This is a genomic window from Rahnella victoriana (assembly GCF_004330295.1).
Lineage (GTDB): Bacteria > Pseudomonadota > Gammaproteobacteria > Enterobacterales > Enterobacteriaceae > Rahnella > Rahnella victoriana.
Genome location: NZ_SJOJ01000008.1, coordinates 143940 through 170721 on the forward strand (window position 1 = coordinate 143940; position 26782 = coordinate 170721).

Here is a 26782-nt window from a genome sequence, read left to right on the forward strand (position 1 = left end):
AATTCAGACTATTCTTAATGGATGTAAGGACATAGAAGAAAGGCTTATGGAGTGGGATGTTACAGTAACACGCTGGAACACTTAGCATTCCGATGATGACCTTGCTTATCCTTAAAAACAATTCACGAATGAAAATGGCAGGAAAAACGGACGCAGTGCGTAAACACTGCGTCACAGCGATCACCAGTAAGACTGCCAGCACTGGGTCACGCGTGTCAGGGCTTCGACATAAAAGTAGTCGCCCCAGCTGCAACACTCATCGACGCCTTTGCCGCTGGCCATATGATAGACCGAATGCTTAAGCAAACCGTCACAATCTTCTTCCTCAGATGTCAGATAGTTCTCAGTCAGCGAATCCATAATGCGCAGCGCCATTTCCTCGTAACAGGCACGTTTGTCATCCGTGGCGGGCAGGGTGGTGGCCAGACTCAGCAAGCCGCACACGGCGATGGCTGCCGCTGAACTGTCGCGCACCGCGTCAGTGCCGAGCAGGGCTAAATCCCAGTGGCAGACATCATCTTCCGGCAAGCGGTTGAGGAAGTAATGCGCCAGACGGCGGGACAACTCGACGTGATCCGCATCGCCGGTATAACGGTAACTGAGCAGAAAGCCGTAAATACCCCAGGCCTGTCCGCGTGACCAGCAGGAATCATCGGCATATCCCTGATGGGTATTGCCAAAGCGCGGTTCGCCGGTGACGGTGTCCATGTAATAGGTGTGATAGGTCGAGGCGTCAGGACGGACAATATATTTCGCCGCCTGTTCAGCGTGTGCGCGTGCCGCCTGAGCAAAACGCGGTTCACCGGTTTGCTCACTCGCCCAGTACAGCAGCGGCAGGTTCATATTACAGTCGATAATCATCCGTCCAGCCTGTTCCGGATCCTGCAAATCTCCCCATGCCTGAATGATTTTCGCGGTGGTATTGAAACGCTCCATCAGCGCCTCGGCGGCCAGCAGCGCGAAGCCACGGGCCTGACGGTTGCCGGTCAGTTTGAAGGCGCTGACACACGACAGGCTGTAGAGAAAACCCAGATCATGCGTCGCGGTATCAATGCGGTTGGCGATGCGGTTACCAAAAGAGGTCACCTGTTTTTCCGCCGCGTGACAATACCGGTCGTCGCCGGTCATTTCCCACGCCAGCCACAGTTGTCCGGTCCAGAAACTGGTGGTCCACTCGACATTTTCCGTCAGCGGATAATGGCCGTTCACGCAGGTTTCCGCCGGAAACTTATCACCGAACTTCTCCAGATTACGGGAAATTTTGCTCAGTACCGTCTGGCGCGCCCGCTGCATTTTTTGCGCAAAGGCGATCCTGTCCAGCTGATTCAGTTCCACGGGCAGTAACGTCTCTTTCGCGATGGTGATAGTCATACTTTCTCCCTTTCCATTCCAATAGTCTCAAGGTCAACCTGTTCCGCCGGTGCGGGGACGCCGGAGCGCAAACTGTGACAGGCAGATAAGGTGAAGGCGGAAATCAGCGTAAAGCACAGCGCGATGCCGCCCATAATCAGATACGTGTGTTCAAAACCGATGCGGTCGTAGAAATAACCGGCTGGGGGCGCGACGACAATCGAGCCGACGTAAATCATCGCCTGATAGCCCAGCAGATACATGGTGGCGTTGACGCGTTTACTGAAATGCTCGGCGATGTACTTGAACACCGACACCAGCAGCAGCGCGATTTCCAGGCCGTAGAAGGGCTTAATAATGGAAATCAGCAGCGGATCGTTGGTCAGCCCGGACGCAATCAGCCGCAATCCCACCAGCGCGCCGACCAGCAACAGGCTTTTCTTGGCACCGAAATAGTTCACCAGGAAAGGGATCACCATCATCATCAGAAACTCAAGGCCGGACTGTACGGTGCTCAGATAGCCGTACCAGGCGTTGCCTTGCTCTTTGGTGGCGAAGAAGGTGACGAAGTAGCGTGAGAATTGCTGTTCGGCAACAAACATCATCCACGCCACACCGGCGACATACAGCGAGAACATCCAGAACTTGCGGTTTTTGAGCAGCAAAATCACATCGCTGAAGACGATTTTTTGTTGCGAGATCACATCGTTATTTCTCAGTTGCTCATCGCCGATTTTCAGCGACAGCAATACCGCCAGCATCACCAGCGAGGTGGCGCTGCTTAGCCCGAAGTTCCAGGCCGGAGACAGATTAAACAACACGCCTGAGAACGAGGCGGCCAGCGCCCAGCCCAGCGATCCCCACATGCGCACCTGACCAAATTCCATGTGATACAGACGGCTGAAACGGTCGGCGTACGATTCTGATGCCGCGACCCCGGCGTACCAGCCAAGACTCAGATACAGCGCCCCGACCACAATCCCGACCATCAGATGGCTGTCCAGCAGCGGCTGATAGACGAAGATAAAGAACGGCGCCATCAGGGCGGAAACCAGCACCACAAAATAGAGCAGTGATTTGCTCATGCCGATTTTGTCCATGATATAGCCGTAAACCGGCTTCATGATCACCGCAAATACGCCATTAATGGCGAACACGGTGCCAATGCTGACGCTGTCCAGCCCGGCTTTTTGTCCGAGCCACAAGGCGTAAAGCCCGAAGCTCGATGACCAGGTGAAGAAATACAGGAATATAAAGCTGCTCATTTTATAGTAAGCCGTTTTACTGGCTGTTTTTATGGCTTTCATAGTGACTCCTGAAACGGATCCTGAGGATTAACCTAACGTGATGTGCCCGCTGTTACCCTGATATTGCCAGCGCAATTGTTGCCCCTGACGACTGACTTCCGGCACGGCCAGCGCGCGGATATCACGGGTGGCAGACGCACACACGGCGCTTATCAGCCAGTGAGAACCGGCAGGCAGTGACGACTTCAGCAGCGGAATGGATGCGGTTTCAGCAAACATGATGCTGCTGTTTGGCGGCGTGATAACGGTGGCGGCCTCGCGGGGTGAACTGTCATCCAGACTGACAATCCGGCTGATGCCGTTCCGTGCCGTTACCGTCACTGCCCGCTTGTCTGCGGTGTGTTGCGTCCGGGTAGCCGGTTCCTGCATCACCGCAAATCCGCCTTCGGCGGTATCCAGCGGACGCTGATTCTCAATGTGATGAACCCGCAGATGCCAGTCACCGCAGGGGATCAGCCAGGTACGCACGGCAACGTCATGCCACGGCAGCCAGCGGGAACAGATCATCTCGCCGGTGATTCGGGTGTCGGCGCAGTCGCGGCGTCCGCGAAAATAACCGTCGCCTTCAGAGAACATCAGCATCGAATCGCAACCGGCGTGGTTCAGCCCGTAACGTCCGCGATCTAAGGTGAAACCGAACTGACTGGAATAGGCGAATTTGGTGTATTTGGCTTCGGTATTGACGAAGTTATTCAGCTCAAGCTGGCCGGAGGTGAGCATCACCACATGCTGGCCTTCGGCATCGCGGGTCAGGATCTGGTTAGCATGAGGAATACAGTGCGCGGCGGGCAGTACCGGAAGCGGCGCTTCTTCGGCCTGCCAGAACGCATCGTCCTGCGGCAGTGCCAGCACCAGAAACAGTTTGCACGCCCAGTAAGGCGAACCGGGCGCGTTGTAATCCTCGGCCATCACCAGATTCGGCGTGTGATAGCCAATGCTCAGCACGCCGTCGCGGTCGAAAATCGGCTCTTTCAGCCAGTGGCGCAGATGGCGCAGGATCAGCCCTTTAATGATGCCCGGCGTGAAGACGTCCAGCTTGCTGTACGCGGCGGCGCTCCAGAAAGCGGCTTCAGCGAAACGGTAGGTCAGGCTGCGGCCGAAAGGCACGGCAGCGCCACCGGTGGAAAACATCGTGATAAAGTCCTGGGCGAAACGCTGCGCCCGCTCACGCAGCATGGCCGCCCGCGGGGCATCGACATCGGCCATATTCTGCGCATACAGCAATCCGTAATAATGGAAGGCCATCGAAATATAGTAATCACGTGGTCTTCCCGGACCGTCGGAATACCAGCCATCGCCCAGATAATAGTCTTCCATCAGCGCAAACCGCGCTTCAACGGCATCTTTGTCCCACGCCAGACCGGCGGTCTTAAAGCCCATCTGCACCATGACCGGGAAGAAATTCCAGTTGTTATTCGGAATGGTGGCGTTACGTCCCTGATCCAGCCAGCGGACGAGATTTTGCTGTTCCTGTTCGCTGAAATGGCTGAGCAGACGGTGATTTAGCAACGTCAGCCCGACGCCAAAAGCGGCCATTTCCACACAACGCTGATCGAAATCGCGGATGTTGCCCCAGTACTGCGGATGTTCAGGGTCGGTGCCGTAACGAATGGCATTCAGATAGAAAGGCAAATCCGGGCAGTCACCGCCACCGGCCAGCAGCGGGAAAATCCCCCACAGCATGCGTGACAGTGCTTCCATTTTGGCAATCTCTTTCCCGTAGTGGGTGGTGGAATTGCCGAGATCGATTCCGCTTTTGCCTTCTTCCGTATAAGGCGACACCGCCGCGAGCATGTCGTTCAACAGTTGCTGCACATCGTCGCGGGTTCGCAACGGATTATGGGTGTTCACTTTTTTCAGCGTCATAAAAGTTCTCCCGGTGACGTGAGTGGGAACCAGTAAAATAAGGAATGAATAATTTGAAATAGTATTTCAATTCTCTGTGCCGCGAAGGAAATATAGAGAACTGAAAAACGCTGATTGTTATGTGCCTCACAGAATGAGCTGATTTTCAACATTGTGATTATTAAACGGGCGGCAAAACGGCTTAAATTATAAAAAGCAGACCGAAAATTGTGTTTTGTTGTCCTGGCTGTCAGCGGCGTAAAAATGAACGGAGAAAAACAGCAATGCCGGTATCGGATTATCTTGAACGTATTGCCCTTAATGAACGTCAGGTTTCTTTTAACCGGATGAGTCGCGGCAGTGCCAATTATTTTCACTGGCATCAGTGTCTGGAATTACTGTTTGTCAGTCAGGGCTACGGCATTGTGATTGTCGATAACCAGCAATACACGCTGCGGCCGGGAAGGTTATTCGTGTTTCCGCCGTTCAAACTGCATAAAGTGTTTGTTGAGTCCGGCGACAAAAATCTCTACCTGCGCACCACCATTCATCTTGATCACCAGTTGCTCGACGGCTGGCTGCAATCCTTTCCGCAGCGCCGTGCCCGTTTCGCCAGCCTGTGGGATGCCGACCGCGCCGCGCACATTTTCGATCTCAGCGAACAGGCCAGCCACATTGAAGTGATACTGGAACAATTCAATCAGTTACCCGAACCGCTGGCCGATCAGTGGGAAGAAATCGCCATGCTGATTTTGCAGCTGATGGCATTTATGCCTGCGGATAATGCGCAGACCAAAACCATCAGCCGCACGACGGCCTCAAAAGTGATGCAGTGGATTGAAGAAAACTACGTGCAGAAATTTTCGCTGGCCGAACTGGCGGCCGCCATCGGCTTATCGGAAAGTTATATTTCGCGGGTATTCGGGCAGGAAACCGGCGGCTCGATCCAGGATTATCTCGCCACCCGACGGGTGAAACGGGCCTGTGAATTACTGCGCTCGACCGACCGGTCGGTGGAGGAGATCGGCCTGCAATGCGGCTTCGCCGATGCGCCGTATTTCATTACCCGTTTTAAAAAGCTGATCGGTAAAACGCCGCTGCAATATCGCAAGGCGGCGTTTTCGCTGACGGCTTAACGCCAGTTCGCGGGCGAGGAACCGAGTGATGAGGCGGGGAGATCCCACGCCAGCCGGGAGTTCTCCAGCCAGACCGGCGGCCGTAAGCGCCAGCCGGTTCCCCAGACGGTGTGTTCCGGTTCAGCAGAATAATCGGCCTGTCCGGCGGAACCGATCGGCGGTTCGTTGTCTGCCTGCGGGTTATCTTCCGTCAGCTCGCGGGCCGTGCGCGCCAGCGACAACCGCGTTTCGCTGCCCTGACCGGTTTCCACGCGCTGCGCCAGCCCCTGAAGCACGGCCGCCGCCATCAGATAACCGGTGACGTGATCCAGCGCCTGAACCGGCAACGGGACGGGTTTCTGGCTGCCGGATTTCTGCATCCCGTGTTCCGCAATACCGCAGCTCATCTGCACCAGACTGTCGAAACCGCGCCGCTCGCGCCACGGACCGCTCCAGCCATACGCATTAAGGCACACATCCACCAGCCCCGGCGCAATCGACCGGCGTTGTTCGCTGCCATAACCCAGTTTATGCAACGCCCCGGCACGGTAACCGTGGACGATCACATCGGCGTCACGCAGCAGTTCCTCAAAACGGTGGCGGTCCTGCGGATTGTGCAGGTTGAGCCGTGCACAGTGTTTACCCAGGGTGACATCCGCTTCCTGACTGGTTTCATCCCAACCGAAAGGATCGATGCGCAGCACATCCGCCCCCAGCCCGGCCAGAAAACGGGTCGCGACCGGCCCGGCGATAATCCGCGTCAGATCGAGGACTTTCACGCCCGCCAGCGGTTGTTCAGGGGATAATTTCCACTGCGGTGCCGCCGCCTCAGGAGACAGCGAGGACTGAAAAAGCGGTTCCGTCAGCAGTGATTTTCCCTGCACATGGTTCTGCCATTCGGCGGCGCTCAGCATCTGCGCCGCGCACCCGCCAGCCTGCACTACGGCCTGTTCCAGCCCGGCCTTCTTCCACATCACCACCCGCAGCGCCAGTGCTTCGCGGTTGTCTGCTTTCCCCAGCAGAGTCTCCACCACCTTGCGGTGCGCTGGCGCATTGGTATGCAGACGGATCCAGCCGTCGGCGGTGGCGTAATCGCCAGCCAGACTGTCCCACGCAGGCGGTATTTCCCAGCCTTCGGGACGGATACTGGTTTTACACCACAGCGAGGCCAGACGGCGATCGACCGTAACGGCATCATGCACGCCGCTTTGCAGCGCAACCAGACGCGAAAGCGCCACACCGGCCAGCGCCACCGAGGCCGCAATCAACGGCGTCACCGGATAATACGCAGGCAGGTTGCCGTCGCCGCTGACATGCAGCAGGCAGGGAAGCGAAAGCTTGCCGGTTAACTGCGCGTATAGCTCACGCGCTTTCTCCTGAATCAGTTCATCGGACATGCAGAAACCTCCATGCAGTAAAATAAATAAGCATAAAACAATAAGATTTCAGCATAGCAGGACGGGCACAAAGGCGTGTTAACCCGGCGCAGATGACACGCCAGGTTATGAAGAATAATAACCTGCCGGTAACAGAATGCTCCTAAAGTCTCCGGCCTGTTGCGCCCCAAAACGGGGCAGGAATTGCTGGTAAAATCTTCGTTTCTGAAAACCGCCTCAGCCCCTGTCATACGGGGCATGAGCGCAGTCAGGCTTGCTTACTTTTTCAAGCAAAATATTAGCTGAATGCATTCAATTTCTTGTACTCGGCTTGTGAATTTTACGTTAGCCTTAGGGTCGAAAACTCTGAATACGCGGGGGACGGCGTCACAGCACGATGTCTCCAGATTTTTGCCCAGTACAGGAAACGATTCTGGCATGGAACGAAGAGCATTTATTAAAGCATCAATGGCACTCGCCGCCTGGTGTGGTGTGCCGGCTATGTCCACACTGTTCACCCGTTCCGCTGAGGCGGCAGAGGCGAATGTGGCAGACGGCGGCGAACTGTCATTTGATTTCAACGCGCTGAAAAAGATGGCGAAAGATCTCGCCGACAACCCTTACGGCGGCGCGCCACAACCCTTACCTAAAACGCTGGCTGAACTGACACCGCAGGCTTACAACGCGATTCAGTACGATCACGCACATTCCCTGTGGAATGGCCTGCCGGAACGTCAGCTGGATGTGGAACTGTTCCACGTCGGCATGGGCTTTAAACGCCGTGTGCGCATGTATTCCGTCGATCCGGTGAAACACATGGCGCGCGAAATTCACTTCCGCCCGGAATTGTTTAACTATCACGATGCCGGTGTGGACACCAAACAGCTGGAAGGCTTCTCTAATCTCGGCTTTGCCGGTTTTAAGGTGAACAAAGCGCCTGAACTGACCCGTCGCGATGTGGTTTCCTTCCTCGGTGCCAGCTATTTCCGTGCGGTGGATGACACCTATCAGTATGGTCTGTCAGCCCGTGGCGTGGCGGTGGATACCTTCACCGATCAGCCGGAAGAATTCCCGGATTTCACCGCGTTCTGGTTTGATACGCCAAAACCGGGCGACACCACATTCACGGTTTACGCCCTGCTGGATGGCATGAGCATCACCGGTGCCTATAAATTCGTGATCCACTGCGAGCCGACCCGCGTGGTGATGGAAATCGAAAACCATCTGCATGCCCGTGAAGACATCAAACAGCTGGGCATTTCGCCGATGACCAGTATGTTCAGCTGCGGCACCAGCGAGCGTGGCCGCTGCGACACCATTCACCCGCAAATCCATGACTCAGACCGGCTGGAAATGTGGACCGGAACGGGGGAATGGATCTGCCGTCCGCTGAACAATCCGCAACGTTTACAGTTCAATGCCTTCAGCGATAACAGCCCGAAAGGGTTTGGCCTGTTGCAGCTCGATCACGAGTTCAATAATTATCAGGACGTGATTGGCTGGTACAACAAGCGTCCGAGCCTGTGGGTCGAACCGGTCGGCGACTGGGGGAAGGGCAGCGTTAACCTGATGGAAATCCCGACGACGGGTGAAACGCTGGATAACGTGGTGTGCTTCTGGCAGCCGGAAAAACCGGTGAAATCGGGGGCAGAATTCAGCTTCAGCTACAAACTGTACTGGAGTTCCGAACCGCCGCACCGCAGCCCGCTGGCTAATGTGCTGGCGACCCGCACTGGCATGGGCGGTTTCCCGGAAGGCTGGGCACCGGGCGAGAATTATCCGCAGGTCTGGGCGCGTCGTTTCGCCATTGATTTTGTCGGCGGCGAGCTGAAAGCCTTTGCCGATAAAGGCATCGAGCCGGTGATCAATGTCTCTCACGGACAAATCAAAAACATCGAAATTCTGTATGTGCAGCCGTTCGACGGGTACCGCATCCTGTTCGACTGGTATCCGGACAGCGATTCTGTCGCGCCGGTGGAACTGCGGATGTTCCTGCGCTCCGGCCAGACCGCGCTGTCTGAAACCTGGCTGTATCAGTATTTCCCGCCGGCACCGGAAAATCGCAAGTACGTTGATGACCGCCAGATGACGAAGTAGTCCCCGTCATCCTTCAAGCCGCAGGTGCGTTGGCTGCATTCGCTCACCCGAATCACTGACTTTAGTCAGCGCATCGGGATTCGTTCGTTTGCCGCCTTCTGCAACCTGAATGCTTTAGCGGAGTTGTCATTAATAAAGACAAAAAGCCCCGAATATTCGGGGCTTTTGCTTTTTTTCTATTTTATTTTTGCAGATGAACCAGACACAGGATCTTGCAAATTGCTTCCATGGGTAAAGCAAGGGTAACGCACGGTACTCAACTGGCTAAGACCAAGATGGCAATCAAAACGCCTTAACCAGCATGCCGTTCTGCGGTTGCTGCTGAGGGTTTCTCAGCGCCGCGTCGAAAGATTTCTCGACCTCTTTCAACTGTTGTAAAAATTCTTGTGGCGAAAAGTCGTGTGGTTTGCTGCTCATATAGGCAAGCGCCAGTTCTTTGGCGTTGTAGCGCTGAAAGTTGTACATGCTGTTCCTTATTAATCTCAGAAATATTAATGGAATGGCTAACAGCGAGCTGGCTAATGACCACTGCTTACGACGTGCTGCCAATGCGATGAATTCTACGGATTTCGCTGATAAGCGGAAGTCGCTTTTATTGATGTATTCAATAGTTAAAAGCTAACAGTCTGGATATTTTCTATCAGGCTGGAATCATGCGGATTTTAATAATCATTAAGGGGTATTAAATCGAACGAAAATATCTGGCCATATTATTTTAACCCTCCGCACTGATTGAAAAAATTCTTTGCGCGTCATGCTGTTAAAGTGAATGAAAGGGGTTGGGCTTCCTGTCGTGCTGCGTTACCCTCGGATGAGTAGTTCACTTTCGCATTATCAACGAAAAGAGGTTTTTATCATGAGTAAATTTATCTTCTCTTCGCCAAGGAAATACGTTCAGGGCAGCGGTGTTCTGGATGAATTAGGGGATTATCTGCCTGCGCTGGGCGGAAAATCATTCCTGATTGCTGATGATGTTGTTTGGGGAATTATCGGTGATCGCGTAAAAACGTCACTGAAAAAAGCCGATGTAGAATTCCATTACGAACGCTTTAACGGCGAGGCTTCCGCCAGCGAAATTACCCGTCTGGCAGGTATCGCCCGTGAAGCCGGCACGCAGGTGGTGGTCGGTCTGGGGGGCGGTAAGACCCTCGATACCGTCAAGGCGATTGCCGATGAACTGCAACAGAATGTGGTGATCGTGCCCACCGTCGCGTCCACCGATGCGCCATGCAGCGCACTGTCGGTGATCTACACCGATGAAGGCGTGTTCGAATCCTACCGTTTCTACAACAAAAACCCGGATCTGGTGCTGGTCGATACCCATGTCTGCGCGCAGGCACCGGTACGTCTGTTCGCTTCCGGTATCGCCGACGGTCTGGCGACCTTTGTCGAAGCGCAGGCGGTATTGCGTTCCCATTCGCAATCCATGGTAGGCGGCGCGCCGACCATTGCCGGGATGGCGATTGCCGAAGCCTGCGAGAAGACCTTGCTGACTTACGGCTACAGCGCCTACACCTCGGTTGAGCAGAAACTGGTGACGCCAGCGGTCGAAGCCGTGGTGGAAGCCAACACGCTGCTTTCCGGTCTTGGCTTTGAGAACGCCGGTCTGGCGGGCGCCCATGCGATCCACAACGGTTTCACCGCCATTTCCGGTGATATCCATCACCTGACCCACGGTGAAAAAGTGGCGTACGGCACGCTGACGCAAATGGTACTGGAACAGCGCCCTGACGAAGAAATCGCGAAATACGTGCGTTTCTACCGCGCCATCAAAATGCCGACCACGCTGAAAGAGATGCATCTGGAAAACGAATCTTTCGCCAACCTGGTGAAAGTCGGTGCGCTGGCAGGCGGTGAGGGCGATACGCTGGGTAACCTGAACCAAAATCTGTCCGCCGAAGACGTGGCTAACGCCATTCTGGCCGTGGATGCGTTCAGTAAAACCGTGAAGTAAGGGTTGTCACGGCTCCCCCTGACAAGGGGAGCCATCATGCTTAACCAAACACCGCGTCGTATAAATTCCACTTTTTGAGATGACCGACATATTGCAGCGGCTGAACCGGAGCGAAAGAAGACACATCGCCTTCGCGCATATGCAACAGGTCGGCCGGTGATATCCACAGGGCATTCGAGGCGGTAATTGGGTTGCCGGCAAAATTGAACGCCTCAATGACAAACTGGGAGCAGAAAAACGTTTCCTGTGGCGCTGGCGTATCACCGATTTGAACGGTCGCCAGCGTATCAAAGCAGGTATTACGTCCTTTGCCGAAAAACAGGGGTAAATCACACACTCTTCGCGTCAATGTATAAGGCGCAATAATCACAATGCCTTTATAATTATATTTCTTACCCTGATTATTCTGAGAGAAAATTCTTAATTTCTCCGCCTGCAAGTCCGTTAATTTCTGATTACGTAAACTCACCATCGAATTACTGTGGGTTAATGCCTCTTCTAAAGAAATAATCTGCACTCCGCTGCCGACGGCCTCAGCAACTTCGCCCTTGCCCAGATAGACCGAGGCATGACTGACGCCGGTCAGGCTGAATAAACGGATACCCAGTGACGTCACGCCGGTCGCGGAGGAAAGCAGGATATCCCCCGGCTGAAGCTGCTCCGCACCGATCGCGATCGCATCCTGCCCCTCCAGCGTGGACAGTCTTTGCATCTGTAATGTCGAGGTGCTGACAGAAGGCTGTAATGCTTTTTGCTGCGATAAATTGGGTTGCGAGCTGCATCCCGATAATATAATCGCGACAAACAGGAAGGCTTTCCTGAATGAATACATCATATTTCCGCATCCTTGCTGATAATAAAAATCTGAATAAAAGTGTTTTGTTATATTTAAGCCGGGTGATTCTATTCTTTTAGAATTCATCGGGCAATCAGGTTATCCGATTAAAAAGTGCGGCTGCTTATTTTGGCTTTCGCTTTTAGCGCCTCCCGCTGTGAAGGGGGAGGCGCTAAAATATTAAATCCGCGCCATTATCCAGGGGAGCGCCACCGGCAGTTGTGAAAGCAGGTACAGCATCAGGCCGATAAAGGCGCCGACCAGTGTGCCGTTGATGCGGATAAACTGTAAATCCTTGCCGATATTCAGCTCGATTTGCCGTGACATATCGCGCGCATCCCAGCCTTTTACCGTGTCGCTGATGTGGCGCGTCAGGAATTCAGCGAACTCCGGGGCGACTCTTTCTGCAATAGTTTCCAGCTGCTGATTGAGCGAGATACGCAGCTTTTCATCCTGCGCCAGCGCGTTGCCCAGCCATTGGCCGGATTCGGTGACTTTGGCAAACACCCGCGAATCCTCGCTTTCCAGATCCTCTTTCAGCCAGTTGCGCATGTCGCTCCACAGCTGTAAGACGTAAATATTCAGCTTCTCGTCATCCTTCAGGTACTGCTTGATCTCTTCCGCTTTCTGCGCGGTTGCGGGGTCGTTTTGCAGTTTCCAGATAAAACGCTGAACAGACTGATCGAAGCCTTTGCGGAAAGCGTGGGTTTTGTCGTTGCCCATATCATCCAGCACAGAATTCACCGCATTAGACACCAGATCCGCGCCGTTACGTCCCAGCCAGCCGGTGGGTAACAGTTTGGCGGTGAGCGGATGTTCGCGTTTCATCCAGCCGACGATCTGGGTGGAGATAAACTGCCGCGTGCTGTCTTTCGCCAGCAGGATTTCCAGCTGATCCATCGCCTGATCCAGCAGTTCCTGATGGCGGCCATTTTTGGTCAGGCTTTCCAGCAGGGTCGCAATGGACGCCGACAGATCAATCTTGTCGATCACGCGATACAGCGCACGCCGCATCAGCTGCGCGATGCGCTGATCGTCGGTGACATCCAGAAATCCGCGGATCATCTTTACGGCATATTTTGCGAACCGCTGGGCATTATCCGGTGCGTTCAGCCAGTCGGTCAGCATCCGCGCCGGGTCGTGCTGGCGGATAAGGGTGATCAGCGTCGCAGGCGCGAGGAATTTTTCCTGCACAAACACCGCCAGATTGTCGGCAATTTTGTCTTTGTTTTTAGGGATGATCGCCGTGTGCGAGGCAACAAACGGCACCGGCACGCGGCGGAACAGCGCCACGACGGCAAACCAGTCGGCCATTGCCCCGACCATTGCGGCTTCAGAAATGGCTTTCAGCCCGGACACCCAAAAATTGGGCGGCAGGAAAAGGGTGATGACAAACAGGGCGGCGGCAATCAGCAGCAGCCCCAGCGCGTTACGTTTACTTCGGCGAAGTTCTTGTTCTTTATCCATTACCTCAGTTTAGGAAGCGTGCGGCGGCCTGTCAGCTTTTTTCTTTCTGACGCGCCGGTCGCTGAACAATGTTCCCTGACCATCTCCCGGAAAGCCGCGAGGGCAGGGGTTTCGCCGTCCTGTCGCCAGGCCATGTAGATTTCAGCAAAGGCGTCGGGGTGGCTGAGCGGACGAAATTCAATATCGGGAAAGCCCAGCTGGCGGGCGCTGTCCGGCACAATCGCCAGCCCGACACCGGCACGCACCAGCCCGAGAATGGTGTGAGTCTGGCTGCAATGTTGCACGTAATGCGGCACGACGTTGGCCTGCGCAAACAGCCCGGCGATACAGTCGTAAAAGTATTTCCCCTCGGTGGCGGAATACATGATGAAGGGCTGCCCGGCAAAATCACGCAGACGGAGTCGCGGTTTGGCCGCCAGCGCGCAGGCGGCGGGCAGGGCGACGCACAACGGTTCGCGCAACACCCGATGATAAGCCAGCGGAAATAACGCCACCGGCTGACGCACAAAGCCGATATCCAGCGTCCGCGCCGCCAGGGCCTGCAGCTGCGCCGACGACACCATTTCTTTCATCACCAGGGTGATTTCCGGCAGGGTCTTTGCGGCGAGCGCAATGATCTGCGGAATTTGCCAGTATCCGCTGACGGCCGTAAATCCGAGCATCAGCCGGCCAATTTCCCCTTTCTCCACCCGTTTTACCGTTTCCTGCGCCTGCCCGGTGAATTCGAGGATCAGCCTGGCATCGCGCAAAAACGTTTTGCCGGAGGCGGTCAGGCTGACATGCCGGTTGCTTCTTTCGAACAGTCGGGCGCCCAGCGCGTGCTCAAGGAGCTGGATCTGACGGCTCAGCGGCGGCTGCGTCATAAACAATCTTTTGGCCGCCCGGCCAAAATGTAATTCCTCTGCCACCGCCACAAAACAGCGCAACTGGTTTAATTCAATCATTCAATTTTTGACTTGTTCCATTGTCTTTTTAACTTAGACCGTATCGTTAAATGTTTCTACTCTGTTAATTAATTTGGATTTTTTAGATCTCAATGGCGTGGCCGGAACGGTAAAAAGTGTGCATCCGGTCACAAAAAGCAGGGAATGCAATCATAAGTCTGGAGAGAAAACATGACGTCCCCTACAGATGTGTCAGATAACGCGAAACCGCAGTGTCGTGAAACAGCGGCAGAGGCGGCGAAACCGGGTCACTTCCGTTACGTGGTGCTCGGGATGATTTTTGCCATCACGGTGATCAACTACGCCGACCGCGCCACGCTGTCGATCGCCGGTACGGAAGTCTCGCGGGTGCTGAGTCTGGATCCGGTGATGCTGGGCATGGTTTTTTCGGCGTTTGCCTGGGCGTATATGATCGGGCAAATCCCCGGCGGCTGGCTGCTGGATAAATTCGGCGCACGGCGGGTGTACGGGTGCAGTCTGGTGCTCTGGTCGGTGTTCACCATGTTGCAGGGCACCGTGGGCTGGTTTGGTGTCAGCGGGCTGTCGGCGGCCATCATGCTGTTTTTTCTGCGCTTTATGCTCGGTCTGGTGGAGTCTCCGGCGTTTCCGGCCAATGCGCGCATCGTCGCCTGCTGGTTCCCGACCCATGAGCGCGGCACGGCAACCTCGCTGTTTAACTCGGCGCAGTACATGGCGATTGGCGTGTTCACGCCGATCATGGCGTGGCTGACCCACGCGCTCGGCTGGGAGCATGTTTTCCTGTGGATGGGCGGCGTCGGGCTGATCGCCGGGATTTTGTGGTTCGCCTTCTACAAAGAACCGCACAGCAGCCCGCACATCAAACCCGCTGAACTCGAGCACATCCGCGCCAACGGTGCGCTGGTCGATCTGGAGCTGAACCGCCGCGCCTCGCGCCAGAAATTCACCTTCCGTGAAGTGATGCAACTGTTCCAGAGCCGCACGCTGTGGGGCATTTATATCGGGCAATATTGCATCACGTCGATGAGTTACTTCTTCATGACCTGGTTTCCTATTTACCTGATCAAAGGGCGCGGGATGACGGTCATGGAAGCCGGGTGGGTGGTGGCGCTGCCCGCCATCTGCGGTTTTTCCGGCGGTGTGCTCGGCGGCGTGATGTCCGATTACATGATCCGCCGCGGGATCAGCCCGTCGAAAGCGCGTAAAACGCCGTTTGTGCTGGGCATGTTCTTTGCGGCGATGCTGGCGATGGCGAACTTTGTCTCCACCGATGCGGCGGTGATTGCGCTGATGACGCTGGCGTTCTTCGGTAAAGGGCTGTCGGCCATCGGCTGGGCGGTGATGTCGGATACCGCGCCGGAGAAAATGATCGGCCTGAGCGGCGGGGTGTTTAACTGCCTCGGGAATGTCGCCGGGATCATCACGCCGGTGGTGATCGGTTATATCGTGGCGGCCACCGGCTCCTTTAACCTCGCGCTGTGGTTTGTCGGCGCGCACGGCCTGCTGGGCATGTTTGGCTATCTGGTGGTGGCCGGAAAGTTCGAACGCATGGTGATCCGTCCGGATACGCGCCTAAAATGAGAATTGTTCTTGATATGACAATGTGTGTCATTAAACTGCGTGCAGCATCATTTACCTGCATTCAGAACGAGAAAAATTCATGGAGTTGTTACGCGTTGTCTTTAAGCAATATCGCTGGCCGTTTTTAGGGGTTATGGCGCTGAGTTTGCTCAGCGCCGTTCTGGGTATCGGGCTGATCGCGTTTATCAATCTTAAGCTGATTGAAACCACGCAAGGCTCCCTGATGGTTCTGCCGCAATTCCTCGGGCTTCTGCTGTTGCTGATGGCGGTCACGCTGGGTTCGCAACTGGCGCTGACCGTGCTCGGCCACCACTTCATTTACCGCCTGCGCGGCCAGTTCATCAAACGTATTCTCGATACCGACATCGAACGCATCGAGCAAATCGGTAACGCGCAACTGCTCGCCAGCCTCGGCAGCGACATCCGTAACATCACACTGGCGTTTGTTCGCCTGCCGGAGCTGGTGCAGGGGATTATCCTGACCATTGGCTGTGCGGGTTATCTGGCATGGCTGTCACCGGAAATGCTGCTGGTGACGGTTGTCTGGCTGCTGATCACCATATTCGGCGGTTTCAAACTGGTGTCGCATGTTTACCGCCATCTGGCGAAAGTGCGTGATGCGGAAGACAAGCTGCAAACCGATTATCAGAAAGTGATCGAAGGGCGCAAGGAGCTGGCGCTGAACCGCGAACGCGCACGCCATCTGTTTGATGATGTCTACCGCAAAGATGCCGAAGAGTATCGCCATCATATTATCCGCGCCGATACCTTCCATCTGAGCGCCGTGAACTGGTCGAATATCATGATGCTGGGCGCGATTGGTCTGGTGTTCTTTATGGCGAATACGCTCGGCTGGTCGAATACTGACGTCGCCGCGACCTATTCCCTGACGTTGCTGTTCCTGCGCACGCCGATGTTACAGGCGGTAGGGGCGCTGCCGACATTGCTCAGCGCACAGGTGGCGTTTGGCAAACTGAAAGCCCTGAAACTGGCGGAATACCACGAGGCCTTTACGCCTGCGGTTGTCGCTAAAAAATGGCAAACCCTTGAGCTGCGCGACCTGAGCTTCAGTTATGCGGGCAAAGAAGAGGACGCCGGTTTTGGCGTCGGTCCGCTTAACCTGACAATCACCCGTGGCGAACTGGTGTTTCTGATTGGCGGCAACGGCAGCGGCAAATCAACCATGGCGATGCTGCTGACCGGCCTGTATCAGCCGCGCGCCGGGCAAATCCTGCTCGACGGCGTGCCGGTCACCGCTGACACTGCCGAACAATACCGGCAGATGTTCTCGGCGGTGTTCACCGATTTCCATCTGTTCGGCCAGCTGATGGGGCCGCAAGGGCAACAGCCGGATCCGCTGCTGGTGGAAGACTGGCTGCAACGCCTGAAAATGAAAGAAAAACTGACCTTCAGCGGCAACGAAGTGACCAACCTGCAACTGTCCGCCGGGCAGCGTAAGCGTGTGGCGCTGCTGCTGGCTGCCGCCGAGGGGCGCGATTTCCTGCTGCTCGACGAATGGGCCGCCGATCAGGATCCGCAATTCCGCCGTACCTTCTACCGCGAACTGTTGCCGCAATTGCGGGATATGGGCAAAACCGTGCTGGCAATCAGCCACGATGATCACTATTTTGAACACGCCGATCGTCTGCTGGAAATGCGACAGGGCAAATTACACGAACTGCACGGGCAGGCGCGCATTGACGCCAGCCGCGATGCGGTCGCACAGATTGGAAGTCACTAAATTGTTTACGGAAGGCATTGGAAAATGAACTGGACTGAAGTGATGGTGTGGGGTGTCATCGGCGTGGTGGCTGGCTCGCTGATCGCGGCGCTGCATAAAAAAGGCAAAATCGGCCGCATCCCGGCGGTGATCTTATTTCTGGTGGTGATCATCGGCGGCAACCTGCTGTGGGGCGGCGTGATCAAGCCGCGTCTGGCAGGCAACAGCGAAGAGCAGAAAATCGATCAGGCGCTGGCGGCGCTGCCGATGTACAACACCATCAAAGCGCAGGAACCGGCGCTGTATGCGCAGATCCGCAGCAACATTCTGAACATGAAGAAAGAGGGTAAATCGCAGCAGGAAGCCATTGATACCGTGAAACCGATGGTGTCGGTGCTGCTTTCGCAGCGCATCACGCACGCGCCGGATGCCAATGTGAACGAGGCAATGCAGGTCAATCTGGAAGAGATGCAAACCTTGCAGGCGCGCAAAGACGGCAGTTGCTTTAAATTTCTCTATCCGCAGGTCAGCGGCGGGGTGAATACCGCAGAAGTGCTGCCGCCACAGCTGTTCCAGAAAGACCTCAGCACCATGAACGATTTGCTGCTGGCGACCGGCAGCAACCAGACCGTTCAGCCCGCGCCGGTCAGCACCGAAAAAGTGGTGCAACTGATGGCACCGGTGCGTGAGGCGCTGGCCACTATGTACGGTGAGCAGTTGCAGATGTTCAGTGACCTGACCAAACCGGATGTGGATCGCGAGAAAGTGTGCGAAATCTCCATCAGCCTGTACTCAGGCATTCTGGCGCTCCAGCCAGCGGATTCGGCGGCTATACTCAGAATGATGCTTGGCCAGAAGAACTGAATTCGGATCCCTTTTCGGAGTGATAAACGCTATTTTTCCGGCTGAGAAAGCGTATTCTTAGCCGGATTTTTAAAACACTAATTTCCCGAACTCCCGGAAACCTCCTTCTATGCAAAAAATGTTAAGAGTGCCGTTGTTGCTGGCATTATTGTCATGTCTGCTGATAACGCCTGCGCTGAGTCAGGCGGATGAAAGTACAGGTCAGCCTGACACGACAGAACAACCGGTTAAAGTTAATGCCACGACGGCCTTACCGGCATTGCAGAAACGTCTCGACCAGCTAAAACAGCAGGTATCCTCGGCAAAAACCGACAAGAAATTTACCGGTCTGACGGATGCCGCGCAGAAACTGTCGGAAGAAGCCGACAAGCTGGCCGCCGCGCTGACGCCTCAGCTTGCGCAGGTTCAGGCGCAGCTTGATGTGCTGGGGCCAGCCCCCGCGCCGGGCACGCTGACCGAAACGCCGCAGGTGATCAGCCAGCGTAATAAGCTCAACAACAACAAGACGCTGCTCACCACGCAAATCGAGCAAAGCAAAGCCATCGCCGTCGGCGCGCAAAACCTGTCGTCGCAAATCTCCGGATTGCGCCGTGACGCGCTGAAAACCCAGATTGCGCTGAACACCGGCAGCATTCTTGGCGGTAATTTCTGGTCGCCGCTGATCACGCCAAACGACAACGACGCGGCGCGGTTTGAGGAGTTCGGTTCACAAGTCAGTGATGCCTGGAGTCAGGCGTGGAGCGAAGACTGGCGCATCGGCACCGGCATTTATCTGCTGCTGGCGCTGGTGATTGGTCTGTTCGGTCGCCGCGTGCTGGACAAACCGATGAACTGGATCCTGCCGCGCTGGTTGCCGCAGGGACGTTTCCGCCGCAGCTTCCTGGCCTGTTTCACCACGCTGAGCACCACCTTTACGCTCGGCATCAGCGTGCAGCTGCTGGGCTACATTTTTACCCGCCTGCCGGACACCTCGCCGTGGGTGAATGAATTTGCCGAACAGCTGGTTGAACTGACCTATTTCAGCGCAGTGATTGCCGGTCTCGGTATCGCCTTGCTTTCCAATAATCACCCGTCATGGCGTCTGCCGGGCATCGCCGATCCGCTGGCAAAAACGCTGGCATCCTTCCCGGTTCTGCTGGCGGGCTTTATTTTCCTGTTCGGTATTGTCGAACAGCTGAACAATCTGGTCGGTGCCAGCGTTTCCGCCACCCTGTTTGGTAACGGATTAGCGGCCCTGCTGGTTGCGCTCAATTGCCTGATTGCACCGGTGCGGATAAACCGTATGCGCCGCAAAATGAAGGCGGAGGGCGAGCAGACCGAAGCCCGTTCCACGCTGGCCGGGCTGATTCACCTGGTGATCAGCCTGACGGCGTTCGTGATCCTGATGGCGCTGCTGATTGGTTATATTCCGCTGGCGCGCTTTGTGACCTTCGAACTGCTGTGGATTGGACTGGTGGTCAGTTGCCTGTATCTGCTGATTCACTTCGTCGTTGACCTGTGTGAAAGCGTGTTTGCGCCGGCGACCCACAGTGGCAAAATCCTCAAAAGCACGCTGAGCGTCAATGACCGCCATTTATCGCTGGCCGCGACGCTATTCTCGGCGATCGGTAAAACCGCGCTGTTACTGATGGCTGCCGTGGCGCTGCTCAACGGCACTTTCGGAACCACCACGCCGCTGGAACTGCTGGCAAAAATCATCGACATCTGGGGCGGAAAGGGCCTCGAAAGCATGAACATCATTCCGGCACATGCCGTGAATGCGGTGCTGTGTCTGGTGGTCGGCTGGTATATTTTACGTTCCGCACGCCGCTGGCTGGATAACGATTTCCTGCCAAAAACCATGATGGATCGCGGTATGCGCGCCTCGCTGGTGACGCTGTTCACCAACGTCGGTTACGTGCTGGTGATCCTGCTGACGCTGTCGTCGCTGGGCATCGAGTGGAACAAACTGGCGTGGATCGTCAGCGCCTTGTCGGTCGGTATCGGTTTCGGCTTGCAGGAGATTGTGAAGAACTTTATCTCCGGCCTGATCCTGCTGACGGAGCGTCCGGTGAAAGTGGGCGACTTGATCAGCATCAGCGGTGTGGAAGGGGATATCCGTCGTATCAACGTCCGCGCAACGGAAATTCAGCTGGGTGACAAATCGACGGTGATTGTGCCGAACTCACAGCTGATTTCGCAGAACGTCCGCAACGCCACCATGGGGAATGCGCAGGGCGTGGCGACCATCACCCTGACGTTCCCGCTGGACATCGACCCCGAGCAGGTCCGCACGTTATTGCTGGAAGCCTACAACCTGCATGAATCCATTCTGGAAGCGCCTGCGCCGTCGGTCAGTTTTAAAGAACTCGGCCCGACCGGGATCGTGCTGAGCGTCACCGGTTACGTCAACAGCCCGCGTATGGTCAGCGCCACGCGCAGTGACTTGCTGTACGAAATCCTCAAAATGCTGCGCGCAGCGGGGATCAGTCTGAGCCAGACACAGACGATGATTCTGGAGAAACCGGGGGAGAGGGGGGGCCCGGTAGCGGAGTAAAACCCAAAGAATGATCCGGTCGGCTCCCTCCCCTGCGAAGGGGAGAGTTGGGGTGGGGTATTAAAGTAAAATCAATAGGTTGAAGTATGCTTTGACCCGGTGTCAGCCCTTAAAACCCCCTCCCGTCCTCCCCCTTCGCAGGGGGAGGAGCAAAGCAACCCCCATTCTGCTTTTCCTTAACCCGTTTTGTTTCTTCGCCTCCGATGCATCAGCAAATACACCACCGGGATCACCACCATCGACAATAACGGGGCGCTCACCATGCCGCCGATCATCGGTGCGGCGATGCGCTGCATCACTTCCGAACCGGTTCCTCCGCCCCACATGATTGGCAGCAAACCCGCCATAATGGTGGCGACCGTCATGGCTTTCGGACGCACGCGCAGCACCGCGCCGTGATGTATGGCGTCGCACAGTTCGGCTTCACTCAGCGCATCACCGGTTTTCTGCTGGCGCTGTACGGCCTGATTCAGATACAGCACCATGATCACCCCGAATTCGGCGGCGACACCGGCGAGGGCGATAAATCCGACGGCGGCAGCGACCGACAGATTGTAGCTGAGTAAATACAACAGCCAGACGCCGCCGGTCAGGGCGAACGGCAGGGTCGCCATGATCAGCAATGCGTCGCGCACGTTGCTGAATGTGACGTACAGCAGCACGAAGATGATCATCAATGTCACCGGCAGCACGACTTTCAGTTTTGCCGTGGCGCGTTCGAGATATTCGAATTGCCCGGACCAGCTCACCGTGACGCCTTCCGGCAAGGTCACCTGCTGATTCACCGCCTGCTGCATGTCTTCGACGGCAGATTTCAAATCCCGGCCGCGCAAATCCACATAGATCCAGTCCGAAAGGCGGGCGTTCTCGCTTTTCAGCATCGGCGGGCCGTCAGTGATGTTGACGGAAGCCAGCGCCGACAGCGGCACCTGCGCACCGGAAGCGGTCAGCACCGGTAAATCGCGCAGCGCCTGCACGTTGTCACGCAATTCACGCGGATAGCGCAGGTTGATCGGATAACGCTCGCGGCCTTCCAGCGTTTCGCCGATATTTTCCCCGCCGACCAGCGTCGAGACCAATGATTGCAGTTCAGCAACCGTGACACCGTAACGTGCAGCTTCACGCCGGTTGATATCAATATCAACATAACGGCCGCCTTCCAGCCTTTCGGCCAGCGCCGAAGTGACGCCGGGAACCTGCCTGACGATGTGCTCAATCTGTTGCGCCACCTGCCCGATCTGCGCAATGTTATTACCGTTCACCTTGATACCGACCGGGCTTTTGATGCCGGTCGCCAGCATGTCGAGACGGTTGCGGATCGGTGGCACCCAGACGTTGGCGATGCCCGGTAATTTCACCGCGTTATCCAGCTCCGTCACCAGTTTGTCCGGCGTCATGCCTGACCGCCACTGGTCACGGGGTTTAAAACGGATCGTGGTTTCGATCATGGTCAGCGGCGCGGGGTCGGTGGCGCTGTCGGCGCGTCCGGCCTTGCCAAACACGCTGGCGACTTCCGGCACGGTTTTGATCAGCCGGTCCGTCTGTTGCAGTAACCGCGAGGCTTCACGGGCGGAAATGCCGGGCAGCGTCGAGGGCATATACAGCAGGTCGCCTTCATCCAGCGGTGGCATAAATTCACTGCCGAGTTTCGCCAGCGGATACAGTGACACCAGCAGAAACAGACCGCTGAACACCAGCGTGGTTTTCGGGCGTTTCAGGACCGCGGACAGCACCGGCTGATAGGCGGCGATCAGCCAGCGGTTGATCGGGCTGGCGTTCTCGTCAGGGATTTTGCCGCGAATAAAATACCCTATCAGCACCGGTACCAGCGTGATACCCAGTCCGGCAGACACCGCCATCGCATAGGTTTTGGTGAATGCCAGCGGTGAGAACATCCGGCCTTCCTGTGCTTCCAGTGAAAACACCGGAATAAACGACAGGGTGATGATCAGCAGGCTGCAAAACAGCGCCGGACCGACTTCCGTGGCGGCGCGCTCAGACACCTTCCAGTAATCCGCTGAAGCAGGCTGCTGGCCGGGATGATCATGCCGCCATTGCTCCAGCACTTTGTGCATATTCTCGATCATCACAATCGCCGCATCGACCATTGCGCCGATGGCAATCGCGATACCGCCGAGGGACATGATATTGGCGCTGACCCCTTGATAATGCATGACGATAAACGCCCCGAGAATACCGAGCGGCAGGGTGATGATGGCCACCAGCGCCGAGCGGAAGTGGAACAGAAACAGCGCGCAGACCACCGCCACCACCACGAATTCTTCCAGCAGTTTATGCGACAGGGTGTCGACCGCGTTCTCAATCAGCGGCTGGCGATCGTAAACCGGCACAATTTCCACGCCTGCGGGCAGCGTGCGGGCGAGGGCATTCAGCCGCGCTTTCACCGCCTTCAGGGTTTCCAGCGCATTTTTGCCGGAACGCATCACAATTACGCCGCCCGCCACTTCGCCTTCGCCGTTCAGTTCCGCCACGCCACGGCGCAGTTCGGGGCCGGTGCGCACGGTCGCCACATCTGCCAGCAATACCGGAATGCCGCTGTTAACCGTCACCACCACATTGTTGAAATCCGCCAGACTGCTGAGATAGCCGGAGGTGCGCACCATGTATTCGGCTTCGCCCATTTCCAGTAATGAACCGCTGCTTTCCTGATTGGCGCTTTGTAAGGCGCTGACTAACTGCTGATGCGTCACGCCACGGGCGCGCATCCGCTGCGGATCGGCGACCACCTGATACTGGCGCACCATCCCGCCTAGACTTGCTACTTCGGAGACATTTGGCACGGTTTTCAGGTCATAACGCAGCGTCCAGTCCTGCAGGGCGCGCAGTTGCTCCAGACTGTGTTTACCGGTTTTGTCAGTCAGCGCATATTCATAAATCCAGCCGACACCGGTGGCATCCGGCCCCAGCGAGGCTTTGGCACCGGCAGGCAATGAGGATTGCACCTGACTCAGGTATTCCAGCACCCGTGAGCGCGCCCAGTACGGGTCAGTGTCGTCGTCGAACAGCACGTAAACATAGGCATCGCCGAACATAGAAAAGCCGCGCACGGTTTTTGCGCCCGGCACCGACAGCAAGGTGGTGGTCAGCGGATAGGTCACCTGATCTTCAATGATTTGCGGCGCCTTGCCCGGGTAACTCACGCGCACGATCACCTGCACATCGGAGAGATCCGGCAGGGCATCCAGCGGGGCTTTTTGCAATGACCAGATGCCCCAGCCCGCCATCATCAGCGCGGCGAGTAACACCAGCAGCCGGTTCTTCAGCGACCAGCGGATCACGGCGGCAATCATAAATCACCTCCGTGCTGATGTGCGTCCGGTTGCTGAGCTTCGGTGGCAGGAAGCGCACTGCGCAGGCTGGCTTCCGAGTCGATCAGGAACTGGCCGGAGGTGACCACAGACTGACCTTCCTCAAGACCGGAAAGTACCTGCGTCCAGCCATCGCGGGTCGCGCCGGTGATCACCGCCTGCGGGGTGAAATGTCCGTTGCCGTCGTTGAGCAGGACGGTATTGCGGCTGCCGGTCTGGATCAGCGCTTCCTGCGGGATCGCCAGCACCGGTTTCTGCGTACTGATATCTGGCGAGAGATTCAGGTACATGCCGGGACGCAGTTTTTGCTGCGGATTATCCATCACCACGCGGGCTTTCAGCGTGCGGCTGACGGCATCCACGTCCGGCAGTAATTCGCTGACCGTGCCGTGAAACACCTCGCCCGGCTGGCTGTCCGTGCTGGCGGTGACTTTGCTGCCGGTGTGGATCTGGCTGGCGGCGGAAGGCGGATAATCCATCACCATCCATACCTGTTTCAGGCTGGTCAGTTCGAACAGCGGCTGCGTGGCGCTGACCTGTGCCCCTTCGCGCACGGAAAGCTGACTGAGATAACCGTCTTCCGGTGCGAGCACATCGGTGCGGGTTTGCGGCTGGCCGGTTTTATCGACGCGGCGCAGAACGTCTTCCGGCATAAACTGCAACGCCAGACGCTGACGGGCGGCAGCGGTCAGGCTGCGGTCGCCCAGCTGGCGCACCGCCAGATATTCCTGCTGCGCGGCAGTCCAGTCGGGTATCCACAGGGTGGCCAGTTTCTGACCCTTTTTCACCTGCTGCTGGCTGGCGGCCACATACAATTTTTCCACCAGCCCGTTCGCCCGCGCGGCGACAGTGCGCAGGCTGCGTTCATCGGCGCTGACCGTGCCGTAAACATTCAGCGGCGTGGAAATCATCCGCATCTGCACCTTTTCACTGCGCATACCGAGATTTTGCTGCTGGCGGGCGCTGACCGTCACACCGCCGTCGTCGGCCACCTCATCGGCGTAGCGCGGCATCAGATCCATATCCATAAACGGTGATTTGCCGGGCTTATCGAAACGCTGATCCGGCGTCATCGGGTCGTACCAGTAAAGCACTTTGCGTTCTGCGGGCGTGGCGGAAGCGGATGGTGCGTCGGGCTGGCTGTGGCGTCCGGCGGTAAATCCGGCAGCAAGCGCGATAAGCACGGACGCGGCGAGCAGGCCGCAGGTTTTAGCGGAAGTCATTAATTCATCTCCACAGGGGCAAGATAACGCAGGGCGACCCAATAGCGGGCGACCTCAAGGGCGGCATTACGTTCGGCAATCTGGCTGTCGATAAGGTCACGGCGGGCGCTGAGCACCTCATTCAGGCTGCTTTTCCCGGCGCGATACTGCGCCTGAACGACGCTGATGCGCTGTTGCTGTAACGGCAGCACGTCGTTTTTCTGCCGCTGCCACACTGTGCTGGCCGCGCGATATTGCGCCAGCAAAGTGGTCAGCTGCGCCTGATGATCGCGGACAAGTTGCGCCAGCCGGTCATTGCTTTCCATCGCCATCGACTGATCGGCGGCATGATCTTTGTCCTGGCGTGAGGCGGTGAACAGAGGCAAATCGACGGTGAACATCACACCCGCCAGATCCTCATAACTGTCGGCGCGGTGGGCGTAATAGACTTCTACGCCGACATCCGGCAGGGCGGCAATGGCCGACTGTGACGATTTTGCCTGCGCGACATCGGCTTCCCGCCGCGCCTGAATAATTTCAGGATGCTGCTCGACACTGGCGGCTTCCGTCGCCTGAGCCGGAAGCGCGCTGATTTCCGGTATCGCCCCGTGAATGTCGGGCTGATCAATACCGGTCAGCTGGCTTAAACGGGTGCGCGCCAGCAGCACATCCCGTTCAGCGGCGGTGAGTTTGTCCTGCATGCCGGCAAGCGTCAGCCGGGCATCCAGCACCGAGGCGGGCAGCGAACTGCCGCTGCTGACCGCGCCGCGCTGTACGTCAATCTGCCGCTGACTTTCATCCACCAGTGTGTGTAACTGCGTGACGGTTTGTTCTCCCGTCGCCAGTTCCATCCACGCCAGCGCGGTGTCCCGTTGCAATCGCGCCCGGATACTCTGGCGGGTGGCTGCCACCTGACGGGATTCCGCCCGCAGCGTGTCAGCTTTGCGCTGGCGTTTATCGCTGCTGACGTAATCCTGCATGATGCCGATACGTTCCATGGTCATGCCTTCGCGGCTGAACCGGTCGGTATTGCCGCCGCTGACCGGCAGGTTTTCGATACCAAATTTCAGCTTCGGATCGGGCAACTGCATGGCCGATTCGGCGCGGTTATCCAGCGCGTTTATCTGATGACGACTGGCCGAAAGCTCTGCGGAATAATCCTGCGCGGCGACCAGTGCCTGTGGCAGGGAAACAGGTGTGGCAAAGGCGCTGACCGGCATAAAAGCCAGCAGCCATTGCCACGTCACCCGGCGGTGACGCGGTAAATCAAACATGATGGCG

Annotated in this window: 18 protein-coding genes; 7 read left to right on the forward strand and 11 right to left on the reverse strand. The window is 56.6% G+C overall.

Annotated features, from left to right (window positions below):
* Window positions 1-180: 180 nt before the first annotated feature.
* From EYY67_RS09040 to EYY67_RS09050, 3 genes are read right to left on the reverse strand one after another with little or no spacing between them, the layout of a single operon-like run.
* Window positions 181-1371 carry a glycoside hydrolase family 88 protein gene (locus EYY67_RS09040; protein ID WP_131693350.1) on the reverse strand — a complete coding sequence of 397 codons (1191 nt, stop codon included), beginning with the start codon at window positions 1369-1371 and terminating at the stop codon, window positions 181-183.
* Window positions 1368-2657, reverse strand: coding sequence for an oligosaccharide MFS transporter (locus EYY67_RS09045; RefSeq protein WP_095921745.1), 1290 nt, complete (start codon window positions 2655-2657; stop codon window positions 1368-1370). The genes EYY67_RS09040 and EYY67_RS09045 overlap by 4 nt, the downstream gene beginning before the upstream one ends.
* Window positions 2658-2684: 27 nt before the next feature.
* Window positions 2685-4523, reverse strand: a complete 1839-nt coding sequence (locus EYY67_RS09050) for a DUF2264 domain-containing protein (protein ID WP_131693351.1) — start codon at window positions 4521-4523, stop codon at window positions 2685-2687.
* 263 nt (window positions 4524-4786) lie between these two features.
* Between EYY67_RS09050 and EYY67_RS09055 the strand changes: the two genes are divergently transcribed.
* Window positions 4787-5638, forward strand: a complete 852-nt coding sequence (locus EYY67_RS09055) for an AraC family transcriptional regulator (protein ID WP_131693352.1) — start codon at window positions 4787-4789, stop codon at window positions 5636-5638.
* On the opposite strand, the gene EYY67_RS09060 is transcribed toward EYY67_RS09055, so the two are convergent.
* Window positions 5635-7014, reverse strand: a complete 1380-nt coding sequence (locus EYY67_RS09060) for a CoA transferase (protein WP_131693353.1) — start codon at window positions 7012-7014, stop codon at window positions 5635-5637. The two genes, EYY67_RS09055 and EYY67_RS09060, sit on opposite strands and share 4 nt — an antisense overlap.
* A 417-nt stretch (window positions 7015-7431) precedes the next feature.
* Here EYY67_RS09060 and EYY67_RS09065 point away from each other — a divergent pair, with 417 nt between their 5' ends.
* Entirely contained in the window at window positions 7432-9090 is a 1659-nt protein-coding gene (locus tag EYY67_RS09065) for a glucan biosynthesis protein D (protein WP_131693354.1), read from the forward strand.
* 282 nt (window positions 9091-9372) lie between these two features.
* Here the strand turns inward: EYY67_RS09065 and EYY67_RS09070 are convergent, their stop codons facing one another.
* The gene (locus EYY67_RS09070; protein ID WP_131693355.1) at window positions 9373-9555 is read right to left on the reverse strand and encodes a hypothetical protein; all 183 of its coding nucleotides are present in this window, start codon (window positions 9553-9555) and stop codon (window positions 9373-9375) included.
* 391 nt (window positions 9556-9946) lie between these two features.
* Between EYY67_RS09070 and EYY67_RS09075 the strand changes: the two genes are divergently transcribed.
* Window positions 9947-11044 (forward strand): glycerol dehydrogenase, encoded by a 1098-nt coding sequence (locus tag EYY67_RS09075; protein ID WP_131693356.1) that lies wholly within the window; start codon window positions 9947-9949, stop codon window positions 11042-11044.
* Window positions 11045-11084: 40 nt separating this feature from the next.
* Here the strand turns inward: EYY67_RS09075 and EYY67_RS09080 are convergent, their stop codons facing one another.
* The 3 genes from EYY67_RS09080 to EYY67_RS09090 form a co-directional block, all read right to left on the reverse strand.
* Window positions 11085-11879, reverse strand: a complete 795-nt coding sequence (locus tag EYY67_RS09080) for a YaeF family permuted papain-like enzyme (RefSeq protein WP_229920958.1) — start codon at window positions 11877-11879, stop codon at window positions 11085-11087.
* Between the two features lie 180 nt (window positions 11880-12059).
* A complete protein-coding gene (locus EYY67_RS09085; protein WP_131693357.1) occupies window positions 12060-13346 on the reverse strand; it encodes a DUF445 domain-containing protein in 1287 nt (428 codons plus the stop codon).
* Window positions 13346-14290: a LysR family transcriptional regulator gene (locus EYY67_RS09090; protein WP_119827263.1), complete on the reverse strand. Its 945-nt coding sequence runs from the start codon at window positions 14288-14290 to the stop codon at window positions 13346-13348. The genes EYY67_RS09085 and EYY67_RS09090 overlap by 1 nt, the downstream gene beginning before the upstream one ends.
* Before the next feature lie 171 nt (window positions 14291-14461).
* Between EYY67_RS09090 and EYY67_RS09095 the strand changes: the two genes are divergently transcribed.
* The 4 genes from EYY67_RS09095 (at window position 14462) to EYY67_RS09110 (ending at window position 20970) form a co-directional block, all read left to right on the forward strand.
* Entirely contained in the window at window positions 14462-15850 is a 1389-nt protein-coding gene (locus EYY67_RS09095; RefSeq protein ID WP_095921754.1) for an MFS transporter, read from the forward strand.
* Window positions 15851-15929: 79 nt separating this feature from the next.
* Window positions 15930-17591: a multidrug ABC transporter permease/ATP-binding protein gene (locus EYY67_RS09100; protein WP_119827259.1), complete on the forward strand. Its 1662-nt coding sequence runs from the start codon at window positions 15930-15932 to the stop codon at window positions 17589-17591.
* 24 nt (window positions 17592-17615) lie between these two features.
* Window positions 17616-18434 (forward strand): hypothetical protein, encoded by an 819-nt coding sequence (locus EYY67_RS09105; RefSeq protein WP_095921756.1) that lies wholly within the window; start codon window positions 17616-17618, stop codon window positions 18432-18434.
* A gap of 109 nt (window positions 18435-18543) precedes the next feature.
* Window positions 18544-20970 carry a DUF3772 domain-containing protein gene (locus EYY67_RS09110; protein ID WP_095921757.1) on the forward strand — a complete coding sequence of 809 codons (2427 nt, stop codon included), beginning with the start codon at window positions 18544-18546 and terminating at the stop codon, window positions 20968-20970.
* 176 nt (window positions 20971-21146) lie between these two features.
* Here the strand turns inward: EYY67_RS09110 and EYY67_RS09115 are convergent, their stop codons facing one another.
* The 3 genes from EYY67_RS09115 to EYY67_RS09125 are packed head-to-tail and all read right to left on the reverse strand — an operon-like array spanning window position 21147 to window position 26775.
* The gene (locus tag EYY67_RS09115; protein WP_131693358.1) at window positions 21147-24281 is read right to left on the reverse strand and encodes an efflux RND transporter permease subunit; all 3135 of its coding nucleotides are present in this window, start codon (window positions 24279-24281) and stop codon (window positions 21147-21149) included.
* Window positions 24278-25522: an efflux RND transporter periplasmic adaptor subunit gene (locus tag EYY67_RS09120; RefSeq protein WP_131693359.1), complete on the reverse strand. Its 1245-nt coding sequence runs from the start codon at window positions 25520-25522 to the stop codon at window positions 24278-24280. Before EYY67_RS09120 ends, EYY67_RS09115 begins: the two co-directional genes overlap by 4 nt.
* Window positions 25522-26775, reverse strand: coding sequence for a TolC family protein (locus tag EYY67_RS09125; protein WP_131693360.1), 1254 nt, complete (start codon window positions 26773-26775; stop codon window positions 25522-25524). The genes EYY67_RS09120 and EYY67_RS09125 overlap by 1 nt, the downstream gene beginning before the upstream one ends.
* Between the last annotated feature and the right edge of the window lie 7 nt (window positions 26776-26782).